This is a genomic window from Chelatococcus sp. YT9, assembly GCF_018398315.1.
Taxonomy (GTDB): Bacteria; Pseudomonadota; Alphaproteobacteria; order Rhizobiales; family Beijerinckiaceae; genus Chelatococcus.
This window is the reverse complement of record NZ_JAHBRW010000002.1, coordinates 544,327-563,934: the sequence shown is the minus strand read 5'-3', so window position 1 is coordinate 563,934 and position 19,608 is coordinate 544,327. Positions and strand designations below refer to the sequence as shown.

Here is a 19,608-nt window from a genome sequence, read left to right as displayed (position 1 = left end):
TCAGAACAGCCGAGGTATCCCCCGAACCATGGCTCGGACCTCACCAATGACGGGTAGGCTGGCGCGGCTGCAGATCTCATCTGCCGCGCCCTAAAGCGCCTGCGAGCGAAACCTTGCGCGTCCGGAGGGGATCGGTTCCGTTCACGATTGATTCCACGGAGCTTGAGAAGGGGATGGCAGTCCGGCTGCTCTCCTGTATGGTCATCACAGCAGCAGCGTGTGACAGCGCGACCTCAAGCGTGAGTTAAACCGAGTGGATGTAAGTGCGTGGAGCGGCGTAACGACTGCGGAACTTATCGCCTCCTATGACTGGGCCAGCACCAGTTTGGGCCCGAGGGCTACATGGCCGAGGTGTCTCAGTTTTGCTGTCGATCTGATGCTGCCTTCGGCGTCTCAAATCGTCTTGTTCCTCGGCGAGGATTTCATTGCCGTCTACAACGACGCTTATGCACCGACGATCGGCAACAAGCATCCCTCGGCCTTGGGCAGACCTGCACGAGAGCATTGGGCTGAGCTCTGGAACGATCTCGAGCCCCTACTCCAACGCGTCCTGAAGGGGGGCGAGACGGTCTCTGCAAAAGATCGCCCTTTTCAAATCGAGCGTCATGGCTTCCTCGAGAACGTGTTCTTCGACATTTCGTACTCGCCAATCCGCGATGAGGCGGGGACGGTGCGTGGTGTCATCTGCATCGTGAGCGAGACCACCGATCGGGTTTTGGCTCAGCAGGCGTTACAGCAGTCGCAGGAGCGCCTTGCCTTCGCGCTGGAGGCCTCGGGGACGCTCGGGACGTTCGACTGGCACATCAAGACCGACATCTTGTATTCCGATCTTCGCTTCGCGGCGATGTTCGGTGTCCCTGCCAAGAGCGCCGACGGCGGCGCCAAGCTGTCAGAGTACCTGCACGTCATTCACCCGGACGACCGCGAACGAGTTTGGTCGGCAATCCAGCGGACGATTACCTCCGGCACCCGATACATTGAGGAATATCGTCTTCTCGGTAGCGACGGCTCGGTCCGCTGGGTCGAAGCCCGTGGCGAATGCCTCTACGATGCCGAGGGCCTTCCTGACCGTTTTCCCGGTGCTGTCGTCGATATCACCGAACGGAAGCAGGCTGAGGCGACGTTAGGACGCGTTGCGGCGATCGTGGCTTCTTCCCACGATGCGATCCTTGGTATCGACCTCGATACGACAATCACCGACTGGAACGAGGGCGCTACGCAGTTGTACGGCTTCCTCGCCGAGGAGGTCATTGGAAAGCCGGTCACGATCCTCCTGCCACAAGATCGGGCCGACGAAGAGCGGGCGATTTTGCGGCGGATCCGTGCCGGGGAGCGCGTCGAGCCTTATGAGACCAAACGTCTCCGCAAAGATGGCTCAATCGTCGACGTCTCCTTGACCGTTTCCCCGGTTCGCGACGCTTCAGGCAAAATCGTCGGTGCCTCGAAGATTGCCCGCGACATCAGCGCGCGCAAAGAGGCGGAGAAAATACAACGCGTTCTCAACGGCGAGTTGCAGCATCGCGTGAAGAACGTTCTGGCAACGGTTCGCGCCATCGCAATGCAGACCTTTCGCGACGGAACAAGCAAGACGGCGCGCGATCTGTTCGAATCTCGCCTTCTTTCCCTTGCGCGTGCCCACGACCTTCTGACGGCAGAGGGCTGGAGCGGAGCAGAAATGTCAGTGCTCATCGCTGATGTGCTCACTCCTTTCGTCTTGGAAAACTTCGACGTCGAAGGACCCGAGCTGCGGTTATCACCGGAGGTCGTGCTCGCGTTTTCTTTGGCGCTTCATGAACTTGCGACAAATGCCGCCAAGTACGGTGCCTTGTCGGTTAGCTCAGGCCGAGTCCAGATCAAATGGACGGTTCTTGACGATGCGCGGCGTCGGTTGTTGCTAACTTGGCGCGAATACGGCGGGCCGCGTGTTGAGCCACCCACACGGAGGGGCTTCGGATCCCGAATGATCGAAGGTGTGCTCACGTCCAAGCTCGGCGGCAAAGTTGAAATTACCTACGAACCGACGGGCGTCGTTTGCCATATTGACGCTCTGATGCCAGAGGATGGCGAACCGTAGAATCCCGTCTGTCCGAATGTGGCCTCCTAGCGCGAGCGTTCCTTTCACTCCCCCTTCCTCGGCCTAAACGGCGCGCGATGCGCCTGCGGCCTGACTGGACCGGTTCATTCCGGTAAGGCAGAACAATTTCATAGCTGCGTTTGCCGAATGGCGGTGAATTTGAGGAATTGCAACGACACACGAAGCGTAGGCTTTCCGTGGCGGAGGAGGCTTGGTCCTACGTTGGGCCGCGGGAGCTTGGATCCAGGCGAACATTGCTTCGAGGCACCGCCAGCCATTAGCGTTATGTGGTAAGACTGAAGAAGCCGGAATGAAGCGTTGCGGCTTATGCGCAGCGTTATCCTTGGGGCCTCCATTTTACTGCGTTGATCAAGATCGAGCAGAAACGGCCTGGAACGCGAGCTTGGCGTTGCGAGGCACGTCGACCTTCGCTGCCGCCTCGCCAAGCGCCACCCTTGCCCACGAGGTAAAACTCCCCATCCCGAGCTGAACGCGCCGATTTCGGAACCGTCGACGTAATGGAACGTTGGTTTGGACGATGAGCGGAGTCCCGCGTGTGCGCCAAGAAATCGACTACATTGGGAGAAGCGCCAGCGTTGGTGCGTCGAAAACAGAGCCTCAAACTGATCAGCCGTGGTGGCAGCGCGCTGTCATCTATGAGATCGCGGCCATATCTTTTCAAGATAGCAATGGCGACGGTATCGGGGATCTGCCTGGCTTGCGTAGACGCCTGGACTATCTGCGCTGGCTCGGCGTCGACGCTATCTGGCTTACGCCGATCTACCGGTCGCCAATGCTGGATCTCGGTTATGACATAAGCGATTTCCGCAACACCGATCCGCGGTTCGGCAGCATGGAAGACTTCGATCGCCTCGTGGACGATATTCATAGCCACGGCATGCGCGTCATTCTGGACTTCGTGCCCAACCATACGTCGGATCAGCATCCTTGGTTCGTCGAAAGTCGATCGTCCAAACAGAATTGCAAGCGGAACTGGTATGTGTGGGCAGACCCCGCACCGAACGGAGGTCCGCCGAACAATTGGACCAGCCGTTTTGGCGGAAGTGCCTGGCAATATGAGCCAAATACCAACCAATATTATTACCACGCATTTCTGGTTCAACAGCCGGATCTCAATTGGCGCAATCCGGAAGTGCGCGAGGAAATGGCAGGCATCTTGCGATTTTGGATGGCGCGGGGCGTCGATGGCTTTCGGATGGACGCTTCTGCCGTCCTGGCGGAAGACGAGTTGATGCGCGATGATCCACCCAATCCCACGGCGGATGAAAACACACCGCCGCCTGAACACCTCAAGCGAGTTTTCACGGACGACCGTCCTGAGTCCATGACATATATCGAGGAGCTTCGCAGCGTCATCGATACCTTTGAAGAGCGCGTGCTGGCAGGGGAGGTGCAAGGAAAGACAGATCGGATCGGACACTTCTATGGCGGGGAGAGGCCAAGACTTCACCTTCCGCTGAATTTCGCGCTACTGGATAGCCCATGGGATGCCTTATCTCTCCAAGCCAGTATTGATGCCTATTTCAACGCTATCCCAGCTGGTGCTTGGCCAACGTGGGTAATAGGCGGTCATGATAAAAGGCGGATCGCGAGTAAGATTGGACAAGCCCAGGCGCGCAACCTCGCGGTTCTGCTGTTGACCTTGCGAGGGACGCCGTTTCTGTTCGCCGGCGACGAACTTGGAGCTGAGCAGGTTAACATTCCGTCAGATCGCATTCGGGATCCGTTTGAAAAGCTCGTTCCGGGTCACGGGCTCAACCGCGACCCGCAGCGAGCTCCGATGCGCTGGGACTGCAGCGAGACGGGAGGCTTTACGTCGGGAGAGCCGTGGCTCCCGATGAGCGACGCTGACCGGGCCCCTAACGTCCAGGATGCCCAAGCAGATCCATTGTCTCTGCTGGCGCTGTACCGCGCATTGATCAAGCTGCGCAAGGAGCATTCGACTCTGATCGCAGGCGACTTCCGTCCACGTCGTAGTCGTAACGACATCATCACCTATGAGCGTGTGGATGCCGACGCTTCCATCATGGTGGCACTCAACCTCATTGATGAACCACGCTTGCTCGAATGGAATGGCAGCGGAGTTCTCCTTCTCTCGACGGGTCTCGACAGAGACCTGGACACGGTGATCGGACCTCTCCTATTGAGGCCAAACGAGGGCGTGATCATCGCGCTCAAATAGGCACCTCATGAAGTTGGAATGGTGGCAACGCGCAGTCATTTACCAGATCTATCCCCGCTCGTTTCAGGACAGCGACGGTGACGGGATAGGAGATCTCCGCGGCATCACTAGCCGTTTGCCATATTTGGTGGAGCTTGGAATCGATGCGATCTGGCTTTCACCGATATTCTCCTCCCCGATGAATGACTTCGGATATGATATATCCGACTACACCGCCATCGACCCGATCTTCGGTTCTTTATCAGATCTGGATCAGCTCCTCGCTGCCGCCCATGATCTCGGTCTGAAGGTCATCCTTGATCTCGTTCCAAACCACACGTCAGATCAGCATGCCTGGTTTAAGCAAAGCCGCTCGTCGCGCGTGAATCAGAAAAGAGATTGGTACATCTGGCGAGATCCGTCAGCTGATGGGGGTGTCCCCAATAATTGGCAATCGGAATTCGGTGGCCCGGCGTGGGAATTCGACCAACTGACTGGCCAATATTACTATCACGCGTTCCTTCCAAGCCAGCCCGACCTGAACTGGCGCAATGTACATGTACGCGAAGCCATCTACGACGTCATGCGTTATTGGCTGCGTCGAGGTGTCGACGGCTTTCGCATCGACGTGATCTGGCATCTCATTAAAGACGACCAGTTCCGTGACAATCCCCCCAATCCTGATTTCGGTCCTGGTCGTCCACCGCACGAAGCCGTCATACCGCTCTATACGACAGATCGTCCCGAGATCCACGATGTAATCAGCGAGATGCGCCGAGTTGTGGACCCATTTCCCGGACGGCTCCTCATCGGAGAGATATACCTGCCCATTGAACGCTTGGTTGCATACTACGGGCACGACCTCAGCGGTGTGCATTTACCATTCAATTTTGCTCTCCTCAACACGCCTTGGGATGCGGAACATATCGCGCGATTGATCGACACCTATGAGGCAGCGATTCCGCCGGGTGGTTGGCCCAATTGGGTCCTTGGGAATCACGACCGCCCTCGAGTCGCGACACGTGTCGGCGAAGACCAGGCCCCGCTAGCGGCAACGTTGCTGCTGACGCTCCGTGGTACACCAACGATTTACTACGGTGAAGAGCTCGGCATGCAGCAGGTCCCGATCGGAGCGGAGGATATCCAAGATCCGTTCGAGAGGAATGTTCCGGGCCTAGGCGTCGGCAGGGATGGCTGTCGAACTCCTATGCAGTGGGACGCAAGCCGCAATGCTGGATTTACCTCTGGTGAACCATGGCTTCCAGTCTCGCTCTCTTTCCGAGACACCAACGTCGAGAGCGCCCAGAGAGATCCGGGTGCTCTCCTTCAGCTCTACCGTGCGTTGATACGGCTACGGCGCTCGACCTCAGCATTGGTCTTCGGCAATTATCGTCCAATATCCATAGCGAAGGATATTCTTGTGTATGCTCGTGAATACGCTGGCGAGCGGGTTGTGGTTGCTTTAAACTTCGGGTCCGAAGCCATCCTCGCAACCCTCTGGCCTTATGCGTCGGCCGGAGGAAGGATCCTTCTCTCCTCAAGGCTAGACAGGCGAGGTGAAATGATCGACCAGCATGTCAGCCTACGGGGCCATGAGGCGCTTGTTATCGAGCTGGGACTTGAAACTGCTTCTTCTAGATCTTGACTAATCCCGCGCAGGATTGACGAACGCGCAGCCGCAGGGCCGGGAGTGGGTTCCGCCGTGTGGCGGACCTCCCCGACAGTTGCCAAAGCTCGGCAGCAATAAAATTTCCCGGGCGGGAACATGGACATCGTGTGCTTGTTAACCCCACACTTCAGGCGCTTGGCTCGTTCCCTGCAGGAAGCTGCGACCCGCATGAAGTGCCGATCGCGTTCGTGCTCAAGTCGAACCCAGGAAGGCCGAGTAATTTCGCGACGTCTCGGGCCCGGGGCAGGGGGTATTCGCGCGCTGGAGAGGCGTGGTGAAGGGGGAAGGGTCGTCCAAGCGCGCGATGATCCTTGAGGGTGCAGGTTGCCTTTGAAATTGGCCCTGCGCCGGGGATGCGAAGGGTAAAACACCGCTGAAATCCCCGCAAGGACGGCGGCATTGTGGTCTCACCCGGAGCGAACGCGAGATAGATGCAGTGACCAGCCGATCCATGACATTTGGAGGTCCCGATGTACTATACAGACAAGAAATTGCAGTTTCCCGTACGTGTCGACAGGCCAGATCCGGTCTTCGCCCGTGCACTCCAGCAAGCTATCGGCGGAGTTGAGGGGGAGATTCGCGTCGCTTTACAATATTTTTTCCAAGCCTGGGGCTGCAGAGGCGCGGCGAAGTATCGCGATATGCTACTCAGTACGGCAACCGAAGAGATCGGTCACATCGAGATGTTGGCCACGGCGGTCGCATTGAACTTAGAGCGTGCACCGCTCTCGATTAAAGAAGATGTAGCGAAGGACGCTATTGGCGGTTCTGTACTCAACGGAATGGATTTTCGTCATATCCTTTCAGCCGGCCTCGCAGCGACACCCAGTGACTCTAACGGCGTGCCCTTTGATTGTTCGCATATCTACGCCAGTGGTAATTTAGCTGCGGATATGGTGGCGAACGTTACCGCGGAGGGTAGTGGCCGCGTCTTGGCCGTGCGCCTTTACAACATGACGGATGATCCGGGTATGAAGGATATGCTTTCCTTTTTAATAGCGCGGGACACAATGCATCAGCAGCAGTGGCTTGCGGCTATCGAGGATATGGGCGGAATGGCAGCGTCTCTCCCCGTCCCGAACTCCTTCCCTCAGGATCAGGAACAGTCCGAGATGAGCTATGCCTTCGTCAACACCTTCGTGGAGGGGGTACAACCATCCGAGGGCCGGTGGACCCGGGGACCATCCATCGATGGAAAGGGACAGTTCTCACGCGTCCAGGCGGAGCCAATGGGTGAAGAGCCAACACTCGCGCCACCACGTCTGGGCAGCGCCGCCCAAGTTGAGCAAATGACCGGAAGTATCCGCTAACTTTCCGCCCAATAGGGCGCCCACTGCTCTAGCCGGCAAAGCGAAGATGTGGGCGGTCCGACAAGGCCGAACGGAGGAAATTCTATGAAAGCCATCCGCTTAATTGTTGCCGCAGGCGCCGTGAGTGCCGTCGCTTCTTTGGCCTGGGCGCAGGCCCAGGTCACGAGCCCGCAAGATTTCGCTGCAACGGCGGCCAGTTCCGATTTGTTCGAAATCCGCTCGAGTGAGGCGGCGTTGCAAAAGGCGCAAAATGCGGCCGTGAAGGAATTCGCGCAGATGATGATCAAAGATCATACAGCCGCCTCCAAGGAGCTCATGGCGGCCGCAAAGAAAGATGGGGTCGCTGTACCGGATCAGATGGCAGACAAACATGCCGCTCAGTTGCGTACACTCAATGAAACAACTTCAGCTTCGTTTGACAAGGCTTACGTTACCGCGCAGTTAGCCGCCCACCAAGAAGCTCTGGCATTGATGCAGTCCTTTGCCGCGGCAGGCGGTAGCGCCGCTCTCAAAGCACATGCTCAGAAGACCGCGCCTGTGATTCAAATGCATCTGGAACACGTTCAAAAGTTGGATCAACAGAAGTAGCGTCGTGGCAAGACATCTGACAAGCCGAAGCGGTAAGAGCGATTACGAGTACATCGTGAAGAAGGTTGGATATAGGATGGTTTGACCGAAGTATTGGAGACGGTCGAGACATCTTGCCATCTGCGAGCGGCGCCGGGATCGGCGAAAGGCTTTTACTGGGCTATACGCGCCCAACAGGTGAAAACCCCGGCAGCGGCCGGGGTTTTCAGCTAGAGCGAGCGCGCGAGCTTGGACGCCTTGCGGCGCGGAGCGTCCCCACGCGTGGTCTTGATCGGCTGAGGCATTTCTGTACCCCCAGGGCTTTCGGCGCAGAAGGACACGACGAGGACGTATTCGGGTCGCCGCGTCCATCAAGCCCCACCCGGAAGGCCCTCCGTGCGTCCCGACTCGGAGCAGCTTATGACGGGGACGTGTGATGTCCGTACTTACGATCTTTGATGATTCTGCTCATCTTCGGCGATGCGTTCGAGGACTTTCTCTGGAGCGATGTGTCTCTCCAGTGCGGTGTAGCTTTCGTCTTGCGCTTCTTTGACGCCGAGTTGCTCGGCCATTGCGCGCACGAGCCTCAATACGCGGGTAAGCTCATGCTCGGTGAGCAGATTGATCTGTAGGTCTAGGGCCGCCTGGCGGCGTGATACCACCGACGCGCGGTTCTGACTGATGAGTACGAACGTCGACAAGAAGATCGCCTCGACGGAAGCGGCCGTCGCGAGAATGATAAAGCTCTGGTCAAACGCCGGCAGCCATGGAACCAGTCCGATATTGACAACGATCCAGCATGCGACAATCAAAAGGTGGATGACTGCAAAGCTCATGCTGCCAGTGAAAGCAGTCATCACGTCGGCGATCCGATCCCCCCAGCCGGATCTCTTGTCTTCGGCATCTGCCTGCTGCCGCAAAGCACGGATGTTGCGCATCAGGACGGCCGAAGGATCTCGAGGCTCCTCCGGGTCCACCAAAGGCTGTTCAGATTCGGCCATGCTCTCTCCTCGTCGTTCCCCTTAACGCTCAGGATCGGGCGAGGGTTCAGGCAAGACGTCGTGACAGTAAAGACTTGTCCAAACAAAGCGTGCTCTCTAGTAACCGCGGGCGCACAAGCGCTAAATTGGTGCATCGCCCTAGGCTCGCGGGTTGGGCAGACCTTCGGTCCGGCGGGGGCCTCTGATGCGGCGGTTGCGTCAAGGGATGGACGACCCCAACCAGGCACGTGCCCACTGGGTCGGCAAGGTCCGTCAAGCGCGGCGATAGCTCAGATGGCCCACGTGAACACGGGACTGTCACAAGCAACCTTTCTCGCGCCCCCGCGTTGCTGGCTCAAGGGAGAAACTCCGTGAGCCAACAAATGCGCAGAAAAATAGGCTTGGGCATCGCGGCCCTCCTGGGGGTCGTTCTCTGGGCGGCGCAGATCGGGGCCGAGCAGCGCAATTCCCGAGATCGAGATTTCGATCGCAACAGGAAGGACGGGTCTGAAGAAGGCGCTCTAGCCGCGGCGCCCACAGATATCCCTGCCGGCGGCTGGTGGGCAATCCTGCGGCGAACATACCAGGAGATGGATCGCGATCGCGTCCTTGCCGTTGCGGCTGGCGTGACTTTCTATGGCTTACTTGCGCTCTTCCCCGCGATCAGCGCGTTCGTCTCGCTCTACGGGCTGGTCGCAGATCGGGCAACAGTGTCTGAACAGTTGACGCTGCTCGATGGCTTTGTTCCAGAGGCCGCGCTTTCCTTCCTACATGACCAGATCGACCGGATTGCGACGAGCGCGGATACCTCGCTTAGCGTTGCATTTGTCTTGAGCCTCCTGCTTGCGCTCTGGAGTGCAAATTCCGGGGTGAAGGCGATCTTCGATGCGCTTAATGTCGCCTATGGTGAAAAGGAGAAGCGTGGATTCTTCAAGCTTGCCGCGGTTTCTCTCGTCTTCACCCTCGGTATTATCGTGTTCGTGGCCGTGGCTCTTGGACTGATTGCGGCTTTGCCAATCATTCTTGACTATATCTACCTCGGCGATCTCGCTGAGCCTTTGCTCAGGTTCGCGCGTTGGCCGATCCTTTTCCTTGGGATGATGGCGGCGCTTGCTATCCTCTACAGGTTCGGACCGAGCCGGGATGAGGCGCAGTGGCGATGGGTGAGTCCTGGCGCTCTCGTTGCCAGCATAGGATGGATCGCAGCGTCCCTTCTCTTCTCGTGGTACGTGGCGAATTTTGGAGACTACAACAAAACCTACGGTGCGATTGGAGCGGTGATTGGCCTGCTGACATGGATGTGGCTGTCATCCACCATCATTCTCGTCGGCGCGGAGCTGAACTCTGAAGCGGAGAGGCAAACATACCGCGATACGACAAAGGGCGCGCCGCGCCCCATGGGGATGCGAGGCGCTGACGCGGCTGACAATAAGACGTAAGTGTCCAAACGTTACGATAGAATTTCCAGATAAGTGGCACGACGGTCTTATTTCGGGCCGGAAGTGCGATTGAAAATCAACTCCGTGTGAATATTGCGTATGAATATATCCGGTATTCCCTGATTCGAGGCGCGTCTAAACCTCGCAAAGTCTATCCGGGAGAGGGCAATGGAAGTCGCGGCTTGTAGGCGGCAGGCGAATTCGGAACATTTCATTCCCCAGCCGGTTGGGTTTAGCCGGCGGCGCGGGGACTCGACGATGCCTCATCAAGTACCACTTCATTCCAACGACAGGGCTTATGACGCCCAATTTGACGCAAGGCGAGGGGATCGAACTCACGAGCTATGTCCCGATCTCGCATACCGGCGGCTTGGCCTTGTGAACGTTGTATTCTACGGACTTGCCGGCGCTTCTGATCGGGAATGGGTATTGATCGACGCTGGTGTCATGGGCACGAAAGCTTTGATTGTCCAAGCCGCTGAAGAACGGTTCGGACCGGGATCGCGCCCTGCTGCGATCGTCCTGACACATGGGCACTTCGATCACGTCGGCTCTCTGGAGGCGCTTGCTGCCGAATGGGATGTCGGAGTTTATGCGCACGGACTGGAGCATCCGTACCTTGATGGCAGCGCTTCCTATCCTCCTCCTGACCCGACGGTCGGGGGAGGCCTGATGTCGATGCTCGCTCCCCTTTACCCGCGTGGCCCCGTTGATGTCAGGAGCCGGCTTAAGGCCCTCCCGCTGGATGGCACCGTACCTCAAATGCCCGGCTGGCGATGGCTTCATACGCCCGGACACACGCCAGGCCACATATCCCTGTGGCGGGAGGCAGATCGCACCATGATTGCCGGTGATGCATTCATAACGACCCGGCAGGAATCGGCTTATGCAGTTTTGCTGCAGCAACCAGAAATGCACGGACCGCCTATGTACTATACCACTGACTGGGCCGCTGCTCGCGCCTCCGTCGCGCTACTTGCCGCGCTGGAGCCGGAACGCGTTGTCACCGGGCACGGGGCAGCAATGAAAGGCGAAAGCATGCGGGCCGCGCTCAACCGGCTCGCCCGCGAGTTCGACAGTATCGCCGTTCCGGAGGGCGGGCGGTATGTCCGCCAACCTGCCAATCAGCGCGAGGGGGGAGAATACCGGCGCCCAGACAAGTAGCGAACGCGATGTCAAGCTTTTGGCCACGCCGACATTACCGAAGATCATGGCCCCGCCGCACGCTCAGGCGCACCGCGCCAGTGCGGCTACTGTCTAAGAGTACCAGTCGAGCCTAGCTGAGACGGTCGGGCCGGCGGCCCCTTCGTCCCGAACTCTCCAGGCGTTCGCATCTACCCGGCCCGTTTGATATCCTCGCGTCTGGGCAGCTTCCAGTGAGGCCGCGGGAAATGGCAGGTATAACCATTGGGGTAGCGTTCCAGATAATCCTGATGCTCGGGCTCGGCTTCCCAGAAATCGCCGGCGGGCGTCACTTCGGTCACAACCTTGCCTGGCCATAGGCCGGAAGCGTCGACGTCGGCGATCGTGTCCTGGGCGACGCGCTTCTGCTCGTCGCTGGTGTAGAAGATCGCCGAGCGATAGCTTGCGCCAATATCATTGCCCTGGCGGTCGCGGGTCGTCGGGTCATGAATTTGGAAAAAGAACTCGAGCAGGTCGCGATAGCTGATGACATCGGGATCGAACAGGATTTCGATGGCCTCGGCGTGGCTGCCGTGATTGCGGTATGTGGCGTGCGGCACGTCGCCGCCGGTATAGCCGACCCGTGTGGATATCACACCGGCACGACGGCGGATCAGATCCTGCATACCCCAGAAACAGCCACCAGCAAGCACCGCGCGTTCCATTGTCATGATTAGCACCTCCTGATTTGCCCTCATCCCGCATATAAGCATTGGCGACCAGGATGTCAGGCGTGGAGGTGGAGCGGATGGCGTCGACTTTTCTCTTTGATGGGCCTGAAGAGGCCAACACGACGGTCCTCCTGGCGCATGGCGCGGGCGCTCCGATGGATTCTCCGTCCCTGAGCGCGATGGCGGCGGCGCTGGCGACCGCGGGTTTTCGGGTGGCCCGCTTCGAATTTGATTACATGGCTGCGCGGCGGAAGGTGGAGACCCGCAGACCACCCCCGCGTGCTGAAAAGCTGATCCCGGAATATGTGGCGGCGGTCGATCGGCTCGAAGCAAGAGGGTCTCTCATCATTGGCGGCAAGTCCATGGGCGGCCGCGTGGCAAGCATGGTGGCGGACGAGCTTTCGGCGTCGCGCAGGGCCCAAGGGCTGCTCTGCCTAGGTTATCCCTTTCATCCGCCTGGCAAGCCCAAGCAGCTGCGGACATATCATCTTGCGGCGTTGAAGACGCCGACGCTCATGCTGCAAGGCACGCGCGACGTGTTCGGTACGCGAGAAGAGGTTTCGCGCTTCACGCTTTCACCAGCGATCGAAATAGTGTGGCTCGAGGATGGTGATCATGATCTGAAGCCACGTAAGAGCATTTCCGGATTTTCCGCCGGCGACCACCTTAAGACTTTGGCAGCTTCGGTTTCAGCCTGGGCGCGGCGATTGCGCGAGGTCTGATCTGCGGGCCACGGAGAACTCAGTCGCGCGTCAAAGAGCAACGTCCGGTCCGTGCTGCCCGCACTGGCGCGAGATGCGTCCAAAACCGGCTTTCACGCGTTAGGGAGGGAGCAAGCAAGGGAGATCCGCATGACCAAACGCGAACTCATCGATACCGGGACGGATAAGCGGTACGTCCGCCGCGACGAGAAAGGCCGGTTCAAGGAGTCGGACGACGTCGGCAGGTCGCTAGCACAAGACGTGCGCAAGTCGGCCAAGACGAAGGTGAAGTCCGGCGAGGGCGATAAGGGCGACAGAAAGCGTTAGGTCTGCGATGCGGGTCGCGACCTTCAACGTCAATGGTGTGAACGGTCGGCTTTCGGTGCTCCTGCGATGGCTGGAAGAGTCGCATCCCGACGTGGTTTGTCTGCAGGAGCTCAAGGCGCCGGATGAGCGTTTTCCCCGCCGCGAGCTGGAGAAGGCTGGCTATGGCGCGGTCTGGCATGGGCAGAAAAGCTGGAATGGCGTAGCGATCCTCGCCAGAGGCGTTGATCCGATAGAGACCCGACGCGGCCTTCCCGGCGATCCCGATGATAGCCACAGCCGCTACATCGAGGCGGTCGTTCGCGGCATACTCATTGGCTGCCTCTATCTTCCCAATGGCAACCCCGCACCTGGTCCGAAATTCGTTTACAAACTTCGCTGGTTCGCACGTTTGGCGGACTACGCGTCAGAACTTCTGGATCTGGATGTGCCGGTGATGTTGGCCGGTGATTACAACGTCATGCCGACCGCGCTGGATGTTTACAAGCCTGAGCGGTGGCATGACGACGCATTGTTCCGACCTGAGGTTCGCACTGCCTTCCAGGCGCTGTTGGCGCAAGGCTGGATTGACGCGCTTCGCGAGCTTCATCCAGGCGAGCGCATCTACACTTTCTGGGACTACTTTCGCAATGCATGGGGTCGCAACGCAGGCCTGCGGCTCGACCATCTCCTTCTGAGCCCCATTCTCGCGGAACGGCTCATTGCGGCGGATGTTGATCGCGCTGTCCGCGGGTGGGAAAAGGCGAGTGATCACGCGCCTGTGTGGATCGACCTCGCAGATGCCACAGATCCTCCAGGTTAGCCGTGTCCTTCCTCATCGTGTACCACGATCGCTCGGCAAAGACGGTGGTCTCGGGACTAAAACAGTTTCGCCCTGAAAGCTGCTGCGTTGGCGCGGATGTTTGAACGCCGCTAATCCTGGTTGATGCACGCCTTGAAGGGCGCAGGGCCCTGGTGTGCGCGGCGTGGCGCCGATAGCACGTACGGAAGCCTCCCTCATTCGGCGGAGTTGCCATCCTCGCGGGTGGGCTCAATGGGGGCAGTTGAGAGCACTCCGAATGATCGCGATTGGGCTCCATCGTGGCCCGTGAGGCCTTCCTGCATAGCGAGGCCTCGCCGCAATAGCTCCCGAACGGCAGCCGCTCTGCTTGGCATCCGCTCTGCGAACCGGAAATCGTCCAAGGCTCTAAGCTCGTCGGCGTCGAGCATGATTTGAAGGCGCTCGCCCCGGGCCAACTCATTACCCTTGGAAGACATTTCCGACATGACCACCATCTCGTAGCATATGCTTCAAGTTACTCATTCGACCAAAATTGTGTCAACGCCTGTATTTATGGCGGTTTTAACAAACATGTTATTGAGGTCGCTGGCGCCACTCGCCTAAACGGCGAAGCTCGCGCCAGCCACTCAACCTTTTAACTCAGAAAATGAATGACTTAGCCCAGTCAGCCGGCGATAATGAACTATGCTACGAGGTATGAGCACAAGAGCTGTATCGGGGTCCACGGCTAAAGTGACCGCAATCGTCCTCGAAGACGAAGCGGTCATCGCCGTGGGCATCGCAGCGGAACTGTCTGCAGGGGGAATGCACGTTCCCGAGCCTTTCCCGACTTCCACCGCTGCTTTGCATTGGCTCGCGCACAATCATCCCGATGTTGCGGTCGTGGATCTCAAGCTTGCGGACGGATTCTGCTGCAGGGCGGTGGACCGCTTGTGTGCCCAAGGCGTTCCAATCGTGTTCTTCACGGGGGTGATCGATACCCCCGCGTCTCTCAAGAAGGCAGTGGGCGCACGTTGGATTTTCAAGCCGGCGAGCCTCGGTGTTGTGGTGGATGCTGTTTATAAACAGCTAGCTCCTCGCTCAGCCTTGGCCTGACTCAAATCCTAAAGGGTGATTGGCTCTCTGTTCCGACGCCGACGCGGCGTTGTCCATCAGACGCTTTCGAAGCTGTATCTGGGGCTATGGAGGAGCGTTCGCCGATAGGAGGCGGACGTGATCCGTTCCTCCCTATTGCGAGCTAGTTGCGCATCGACATCGTGATCCAATGCAAGCTCTTAAACCCCAAGAATTTAGCGTACCCGAATTCCCTTTTGTCGGATAAAATACAGGAGCGCCTCTCACAAAGTAAAGCGTAATGCCTGATCAACCTATGGAGCTCCGCTTACTGAAAAGTCGCATTAGGAGCTTCCAGCCGCTGCGACTTGTTCCGTACGATAGCGTACCCATATCCGTCGCGCGCTTCGACGAGGCCGTGATCTTCTTGATTCGGCACTGGCCGGTTGCGTTCGCTTTATCTCCCTTGCGCCTCCAGGCTCTTGCGGCTTGCCGGGGAGCGATGGAAGGCGAGGGAGACCCCGTCGCCGCCCGCGAAGTCCTGGTAAAGGCTGCTGATGAAGCCGGTCTACTTCCGTAAAGGGCCGCATTGAAGGACCAGCTCTCGTTGGGCTTGAGCCATCAAGATGATCGTCCTCACGTCCCCAAAGCCGTGTCCTGCGGGCGCAGCCTGACCGTCTTCTTCCGCCTGCGCCAAACAAAAAGTTGACATAGCCTTAACCGGTGGCGTGGCGGTGGAACCGGTACGTCGCGAGCGCGTTGAATGACCGTGTTGTTCTCCACCTGCGGAACTCCTGGGAGATGCTCCTCATGAAAAAGGGACCAAGGCTTGTTTCGGACCATGATTCCGCCCTCGAAGCCTGCAGGGTTGAGTTGGCCGAGTTGATGAGTGCGTTCAATCCCGACGTTGCAAAGGTCAGCAAAGTCCTTTCTCAGATGAAGCGCTTTTCATCCAGCGACGAGCAAGCAAGGTCTCTTGGGCAACTCCTGTCTTTCTTCAAGGAGAAGAGCGGGGAGCCTGATTTTTCTCCTTCGCTGGACTGCCGCTTTCCCTTCTTCTGGAAACGCTTCTCTTCGAGTTGGCTCAAGACGGGACCTGTGCTGGTGGAACCAAACAGCAAGGTAGTCAGGCTATTTGAGGGGCGCTCGAGCCTACACCAGCAGTCGGCGGTTTTCGTAGACCGCGAGCGGCGTGGTCTGCTCGGCGCTACAGCTTTCGCGCTCGCCGTGCGCCACTGCTAGGGAGTGGAAAGGCTAGCGCTGCCGATGGCAACGGCTCGGCGCCGGGAGGCGCGTGAGCTCGTTGAGATGGTAATCGCACGGTGCAATCGTAACGGCGAGCGGCTTGTACTTGCGGAATTGATCCGGATCCAGGCGCGATTCAACGGGGCGGGTACAGTGAGCGGCAACTGACGGAGCCCGCCCCGTCATAGGAGGCGAGGGCCGGGCGGAAAGGCTCGAACGAGGCTACTTCGTTCGCCCCCGCCCGTCTTTGCGGATGTGACCAAGGCGACGATCCCGTGCAGCGCCTTGGAGCTGGCCGTGTCGCGATCAACGGATCGGGGCACGATGCCGAGGCGCCCTCGGCGGTTCAAGATGTCCAGCATAGGCCGTGAGTATGGCATTTCGGTATTGAGGACCACCTCGAACTCAAGGCAGCCACAGGTGGGCGACCCGGGCGGGTGAAGCGAGGCTGGCGTATGGGTCGTTTAAGCAGCATGCGAGAGCCAGCTACGCCCTCCTATCTTCGGTCCAGGAATCTCGCTTCGTCCTCATCACGCTGGCGTCCGCCGAGCGCCGCCGCTGCACTAGCGATAAAGGCACCAATCATCAGGGACAACGCACCCAACAGCGCGATTGTCGCACCGGCTTTTCTCGCAGCATCAGCTGCCTGTTGTGCTTTTACTTTGGCCTCATTGACCTGGGCAAGAACAGTGTCGACCCGCGCCTTGGCGTCGGCTTCCGTGAGCCCCGTGCGAGCCGCGACGAGTTGCGCCAAGTAACCCTTATCCGCCTCGGTAATCTCGCCAGCGGTCACGCTGCTGATGAGGATGCGCGATGCTTGAGCTGCTGCGGCGGCGTCTCCTTCCGGCCCCGGTGTGCCAAGCCGCGATGCATCGGCGGGACGAAACAGCGCATCCACGAAATACGATGTCACCTCGCCGCTGTTTCCGCCGCCCGTATTCGCAGCCGCGCCTGTTGCCGCCGTCGCCGCGCCAGCGGTGGCTGCCGCCACGGCTTTGGCTCCCGTGTTGGCGACAGAGCTCAGGGCGGATCCGAGTACGAGAACAACGACCATGGTCGCCAAAGCCCACGCAAGAAAGCCGTGGGCGGTGTCTCGAAAATACGTTTCGTCGGTGTGCACCCCAACCCATTTCGTGCGCAGCCGCCCTGTGAGATATCCGCCGAGAGCAGATGAAAGCCACTGCATCACGACCATCCAGATCGCTGTTGATGCTGCGACCGTTGTCACAGATGCGCTTTCGCCGGACCACGGCGATACGATTGTCAGGCCTAGGCCGGTGCCTAGCAGCATGAGGACGAGCGTAAGCGCAGTGGCAGCAAACGCTCCCGCGAAGATGGGCCCCCAATTGACTGCTGAAGCTTTCGATTCCGGAGATGTCGAGACCTCGAGAGGCGATGTCGATGAAGGCATGGCCCGCTCCTATCGCATGAAGAGCATGAGCAGGATGATGATGGGGATCGGAACGCCGAGGAGCCAAAGAAGAATGCCGCGACCCATAGGATCCTCCTTTAATCGGGCGCGCGCATTTCGACTTTGCGCGGCCTTCCAGTGTGTTGCGATACATCGGGATAACGAGCAGTGAGCGCGGGCGTTCCAACTTACCGCTCGAGCAACTATGAGGCTGGTCAGGGCGCGAGGCCTCACATCGCGGAACAACAAATAGTTGAACGCGTTAGTTCCGGTGGATAGATCTTTTTCGGGTTGGTAGTTTCCGGGGTCTTCCGGCAGCCGGTCTTAATCTGAGACTTTGGTTCGGAACGAGTAGCCGAGCCGCGGCGAGGACGGCCCGTCGACAGATTTCTTGCGACAGCGACGTTTACGCCTTTGCAATTAGCCAGTACTGAGCCGAGACATGCTTATACACCGCGGTCCTCCTCGTTCAGCCGGCAAAGCCGCGATCATTGTTGTGGCAATGATTGGGCTGATCATCGTGACGATTTTTGTCGGTCTCAACTTTTATCATGCGGATACGCTGAGCGAGCGGCAATCCGGGCGCGTCGACCAGTCAGATGCACCTAAGACCCCGAGCGACCTTGGCGCCGCTCCTGCACCGCCAAAATAGGCAACCAGCTAGTTCTCCGTTCCGGAGCGCCATCACCCAGGCATGACTAAAGTGCGCCTTGCTAATTATCGGCGTGGACATCCTTTTGGGTGATAAGTCTTGCACTGTTGCGGCCTGTAAAGTAGGACCAAAGCCAGCTCAGGGCAACAGCAACACGACTGCGCGTCTCGATCAGGAAGTAAATATGCGCTAGCCCCCAGAGCCACCAAGCAAGTACCCCCTTCAACTGCAGGCGGCCGAAATCCACCACTGCGGACCTCTTTCCAACTGTTGCAAGGTTCCCCAGATGGCGATAGGAAAATTGACGTTCGGGCGTTCGGCCCGATAGTCTCGCCATGATTACACGCGCGACGAATTGACCTTGTTGCTTTGCGGCCGGTGCGAGCCCCGGCACTTGCTTGCCGTCGTGAAGGGTGACGCAGGCCGTATCTCCGATCGCGAAGATCTCGGGATGCCCGGGTATGCTCAAGTCCGGCTCAACTTTGACGCGCCCGTTGCGATCAGCCTCGGCGTGGAGCCACACAGCCGCGGGAGATGCCTTCACGCCGGCAGCCCAAATCGTGGTGCGAGCCCCGACCCGGCGTTCTCCGATAGATACCTCATGGCTCGATATTGCGGAGACGGATTCACCCGTCACAACCGTAACACCGAGACGCGTCAGGGCTTCTTCAGCATAGGCTGACAGCCTGGGCGGAAATGCGGGCAATACGCGGGGCCCCGCCTCGACGAGGAGGACGCGTGTCTGACGGGTGTCAATATTGCGGAATTCACCGGGCAATATTTCCTGCGCTAGCTCGGCAATGATACCAGCGAGCTCCACGCCAGTTGGGCCGCCGCCAACCACAACGAAGGTCAGGAGTGCCTCGCGCTCATCCGGATCCTGCGACAACTCCGCTTCTTCAAACGCTGTAAGGACCCTCCGGCGAATTGTGGTGGCATCCTCCAGCGATTTCAGGCCGGGTGCTGCGCGCTCCCAATCGTCGTGGCCGAAGTAGGAGTGTCGGGCGCCGGTGGCGAGCACGAGCGTGTCGTATGGTATGTCAAGCTCGCCTCGGAGTGTAACGCATCGTTTGACCTTGTCGATGCTCACCACTTCTCCGAGCACTGTGGTGACGTCGCAGCGCCTTCTTACCAAGTGTCTGATCGGCCAGGCGACATCGGACGTCGGGAGGATCGTCGTGGCCACCTGATAAAGGAGTGGCTGAAAAAGATGGTGATTACGCTGATCGAGGATCGTGATGCTCAGATTTGGGGCCTTGACGGCTTTGACGAGCGCGAGACCGGCGAAGCCACCGCCCACGACCACGAGAGCGTGGTCGCGAGCGGGCGTCTCCGGGACTGGGCGGCTGGATGTCTCCATTTATGAG

The 19,608-nt window shown here is 58.8% G+C and carries 17 protein-coding genes; 13 read left to right on the top strand and 4 right to left on the bottom strand.

All coding sequences use genetic code 11. The features are described from left to right. Positions 1-376 precede the first annotated feature (376 nt). From KIO76_RS22655 to KIO76_RS22635, 5 genes are all read left to right on the top strand, one after another. Positions 377-2,074: a PAS domain-containing HWE histidine kinase family protein gene (locus KIO76_RS22655; protein ID WP_213325854.1), complete on the top strand. Its 1,698-nt coding sequence runs from the start codon at positions 377-379 to the stop codon at positions 2,072-2,074. Positions 2,075-2,651: 577 nt separating this feature from the next. Beyond that, positions 2,652-4,277 (top strand): alpha-amylase family glycosyl hydrolase, encoded by a 1,626-nt coding sequence (locus KIO76_RS22650; RefSeq protein WP_291976169.1) that lies wholly within the window; start codon positions 2,652-2,654, stop codon positions 4,275-4,277. A 7-nt stretch (positions 4,278-4,284) separates the two neighbouring features. Continuing rightward, positions 4,285-5,901: an alpha-amylase family glycosyl hydrolase gene (locus KIO76_RS22645; protein ID WP_213325852.1), complete on the top strand. Its 1,617-nt coding sequence runs from the start codon at positions 4,285-4,287 to the stop codon at positions 5,899-5,901. 494 nt (positions 5,902-6,395) lie between these two features. Beyond that, complete coding sequence (locus KIO76_RS22640; protein WP_213325851.1) at positions 6,396-7,235, top strand: manganese catalase family protein; 840 nt, start codon at positions 6,396-6,398, stop codon at positions 7,233-7,235. Positions 7,236-7,319: 84 nt separating this feature from the next. After that, the gene (locus KIO76_RS22635) at positions 7,320-7,823 is read left to right on the top strand and encodes a DUF4142 domain-containing protein (protein WP_249730004.1); all 504 of its coding nucleotides are present in this window, start codon (positions 7,320-7,322) and stop codon (positions 7,821-7,823) included. 425 nt (positions 7,824-8,248) lie between these two features. Here KIO76_RS22635 and KIO76_RS22630 read toward each other — a convergent pair whose 3' ends face one another. Continuing rightward, a complete protein-coding gene (locus KIO76_RS22630) occupies positions 8,249-8,803 on the bottom strand; it encodes a DUF1003 domain-containing protein (protein WP_213325850.1) in 555 nt (184 codons plus the stop codon). Positions 8,804-9,153: 350 nt separating this feature from the next. Here KIO76_RS22630 and KIO76_RS22625 point away from each other — a divergent pair, with 350 nt between their 5' ends. Beyond that, positions 9,154-10,221, top strand: a complete 1,068-nt coding sequence (locus tag KIO76_RS22625) for a YihY/virulence factor BrkB family protein (protein ID WP_291976152.1) — start codon at positions 9,154-9,156, stop codon at positions 10,219-10,221. 258 nt (positions 10,222-10,479) lie between these two features. Continuing rightward, positions 10,480-11,385: an MBL fold metallo-hydrolase gene (locus KIO76_RS22620; RefSeq protein ID WP_213325849.1), complete on the top strand. Its 906-nt coding sequence runs from the start codon at positions 10,480-10,482 to the stop codon at positions 11,383-11,385. Positions 11,386-11,555: 170 nt separating this feature from the next. On the opposite strand, the gene msrA is transcribed toward KIO76_RS22620, so the two are convergent. Next, positions 11,556-12,074 carry a peptide-methionine (S)-S-oxide reductase MsrA gene (gene msrA / locus KIO76_RS22615; RefSeq protein WP_213325848.1) on the bottom strand — a complete coding sequence of 173 codons (519 nt, stop codon included), beginning with the start codon at positions 12,072-12,074 and terminating at the stop codon, positions 11,556-11,558. 77 nt (positions 12,075-12,151) lie between these two features. Here msrA and KIO76_RS22610 point away from each other — a divergent pair, with 77 nt between their 5' ends. The 6 genes from KIO76_RS22610 (at position 12,152) to KIO76_RS22585 (ending at position 16,175) form a co-directional block, all read left to right on the top strand. Beyond that, entirely contained in the window at positions 12,152-12,796 is a 645-nt protein-coding gene (locus KIO76_RS22610) for an alpha/beta hydrolase family protein (protein ID WP_213325847.1), read from the top strand. A 129-nt stretch (positions 12,797-12,925) separates the two neighbouring features. Beyond that, positions 12,926-13,102, top strand: coding sequence for a hypothetical protein (locus tag KIO76_RS22605; RefSeq protein ID WP_213325846.1), 177 nt, complete (start codon positions 12,926-12,928; stop codon positions 13,100-13,102). A 7-nt stretch (positions 13,103-13,109) separates the two neighbouring features. Beyond that, positions 13,110-13,901, top strand: coding sequence for an exodeoxyribonuclease III (xth, locus tag KIO76_RS22600; RefSeq protein ID WP_213325845.1), 792 nt, complete (start codon positions 13,110-13,112; stop codon positions 13,899-13,901). 711 nt (positions 13,902-14,612) lie between these two features. Further along, positions 14,613-14,975 carry a response regulator gene (locus KIO76_RS22595; protein ID WP_213325844.1) on the top strand — a complete coding sequence of 121 codons (363 nt, stop codon included), beginning with the start codon at positions 14,613-14,615 and terminating at the stop codon, positions 14,973-14,975. A gap of 259 nt (positions 14,976-15,234) precedes the next feature. Then, complete coding sequence (locus tag KIO76_RS31805; protein WP_363316843.1) at positions 15,235-15,513, top strand: DUF982 domain-containing protein; 279 nt, start codon at positions 15,235-15,237, stop codon at positions 15,511-15,513. Between the two features lie 230 nt (positions 15,514-15,743). Continuing rightward, the gene (locus KIO76_RS22585) at positions 15,744-16,175 is read left to right on the top strand and encodes a hypothetical protein (RefSeq protein ID WP_213325842.1); all 432 of its coding nucleotides are present in this window, start codon (positions 15,744-15,746) and stop codon (positions 16,173-16,175) included. A 499-nt stretch (positions 16,176-16,674) separates the two neighbouring features. Here KIO76_RS22585 and KIO76_RS22580 read toward each other — a convergent pair whose 3' ends face one another. Then, complete coding sequence (locus tag KIO76_RS22580) at positions 16,675-17,589, bottom strand: hypothetical protein (RefSeq protein WP_213325841.1); 915 nt, start codon at positions 17,587-17,589, stop codon at positions 16,675-16,677. A 713-nt stretch (positions 17,590-18,302) separates the two neighbouring features. Continuing rightward, entirely contained in the window at positions 18,303-19,601 is a 1,299-nt protein-coding gene (locus KIO76_RS22575) for an NAD(P)/FAD-dependent oxidoreductase (protein ID WP_213325840.1), read from the bottom strand. Positions 19,602-19,608 lie beyond the last annotated feature (7 nt).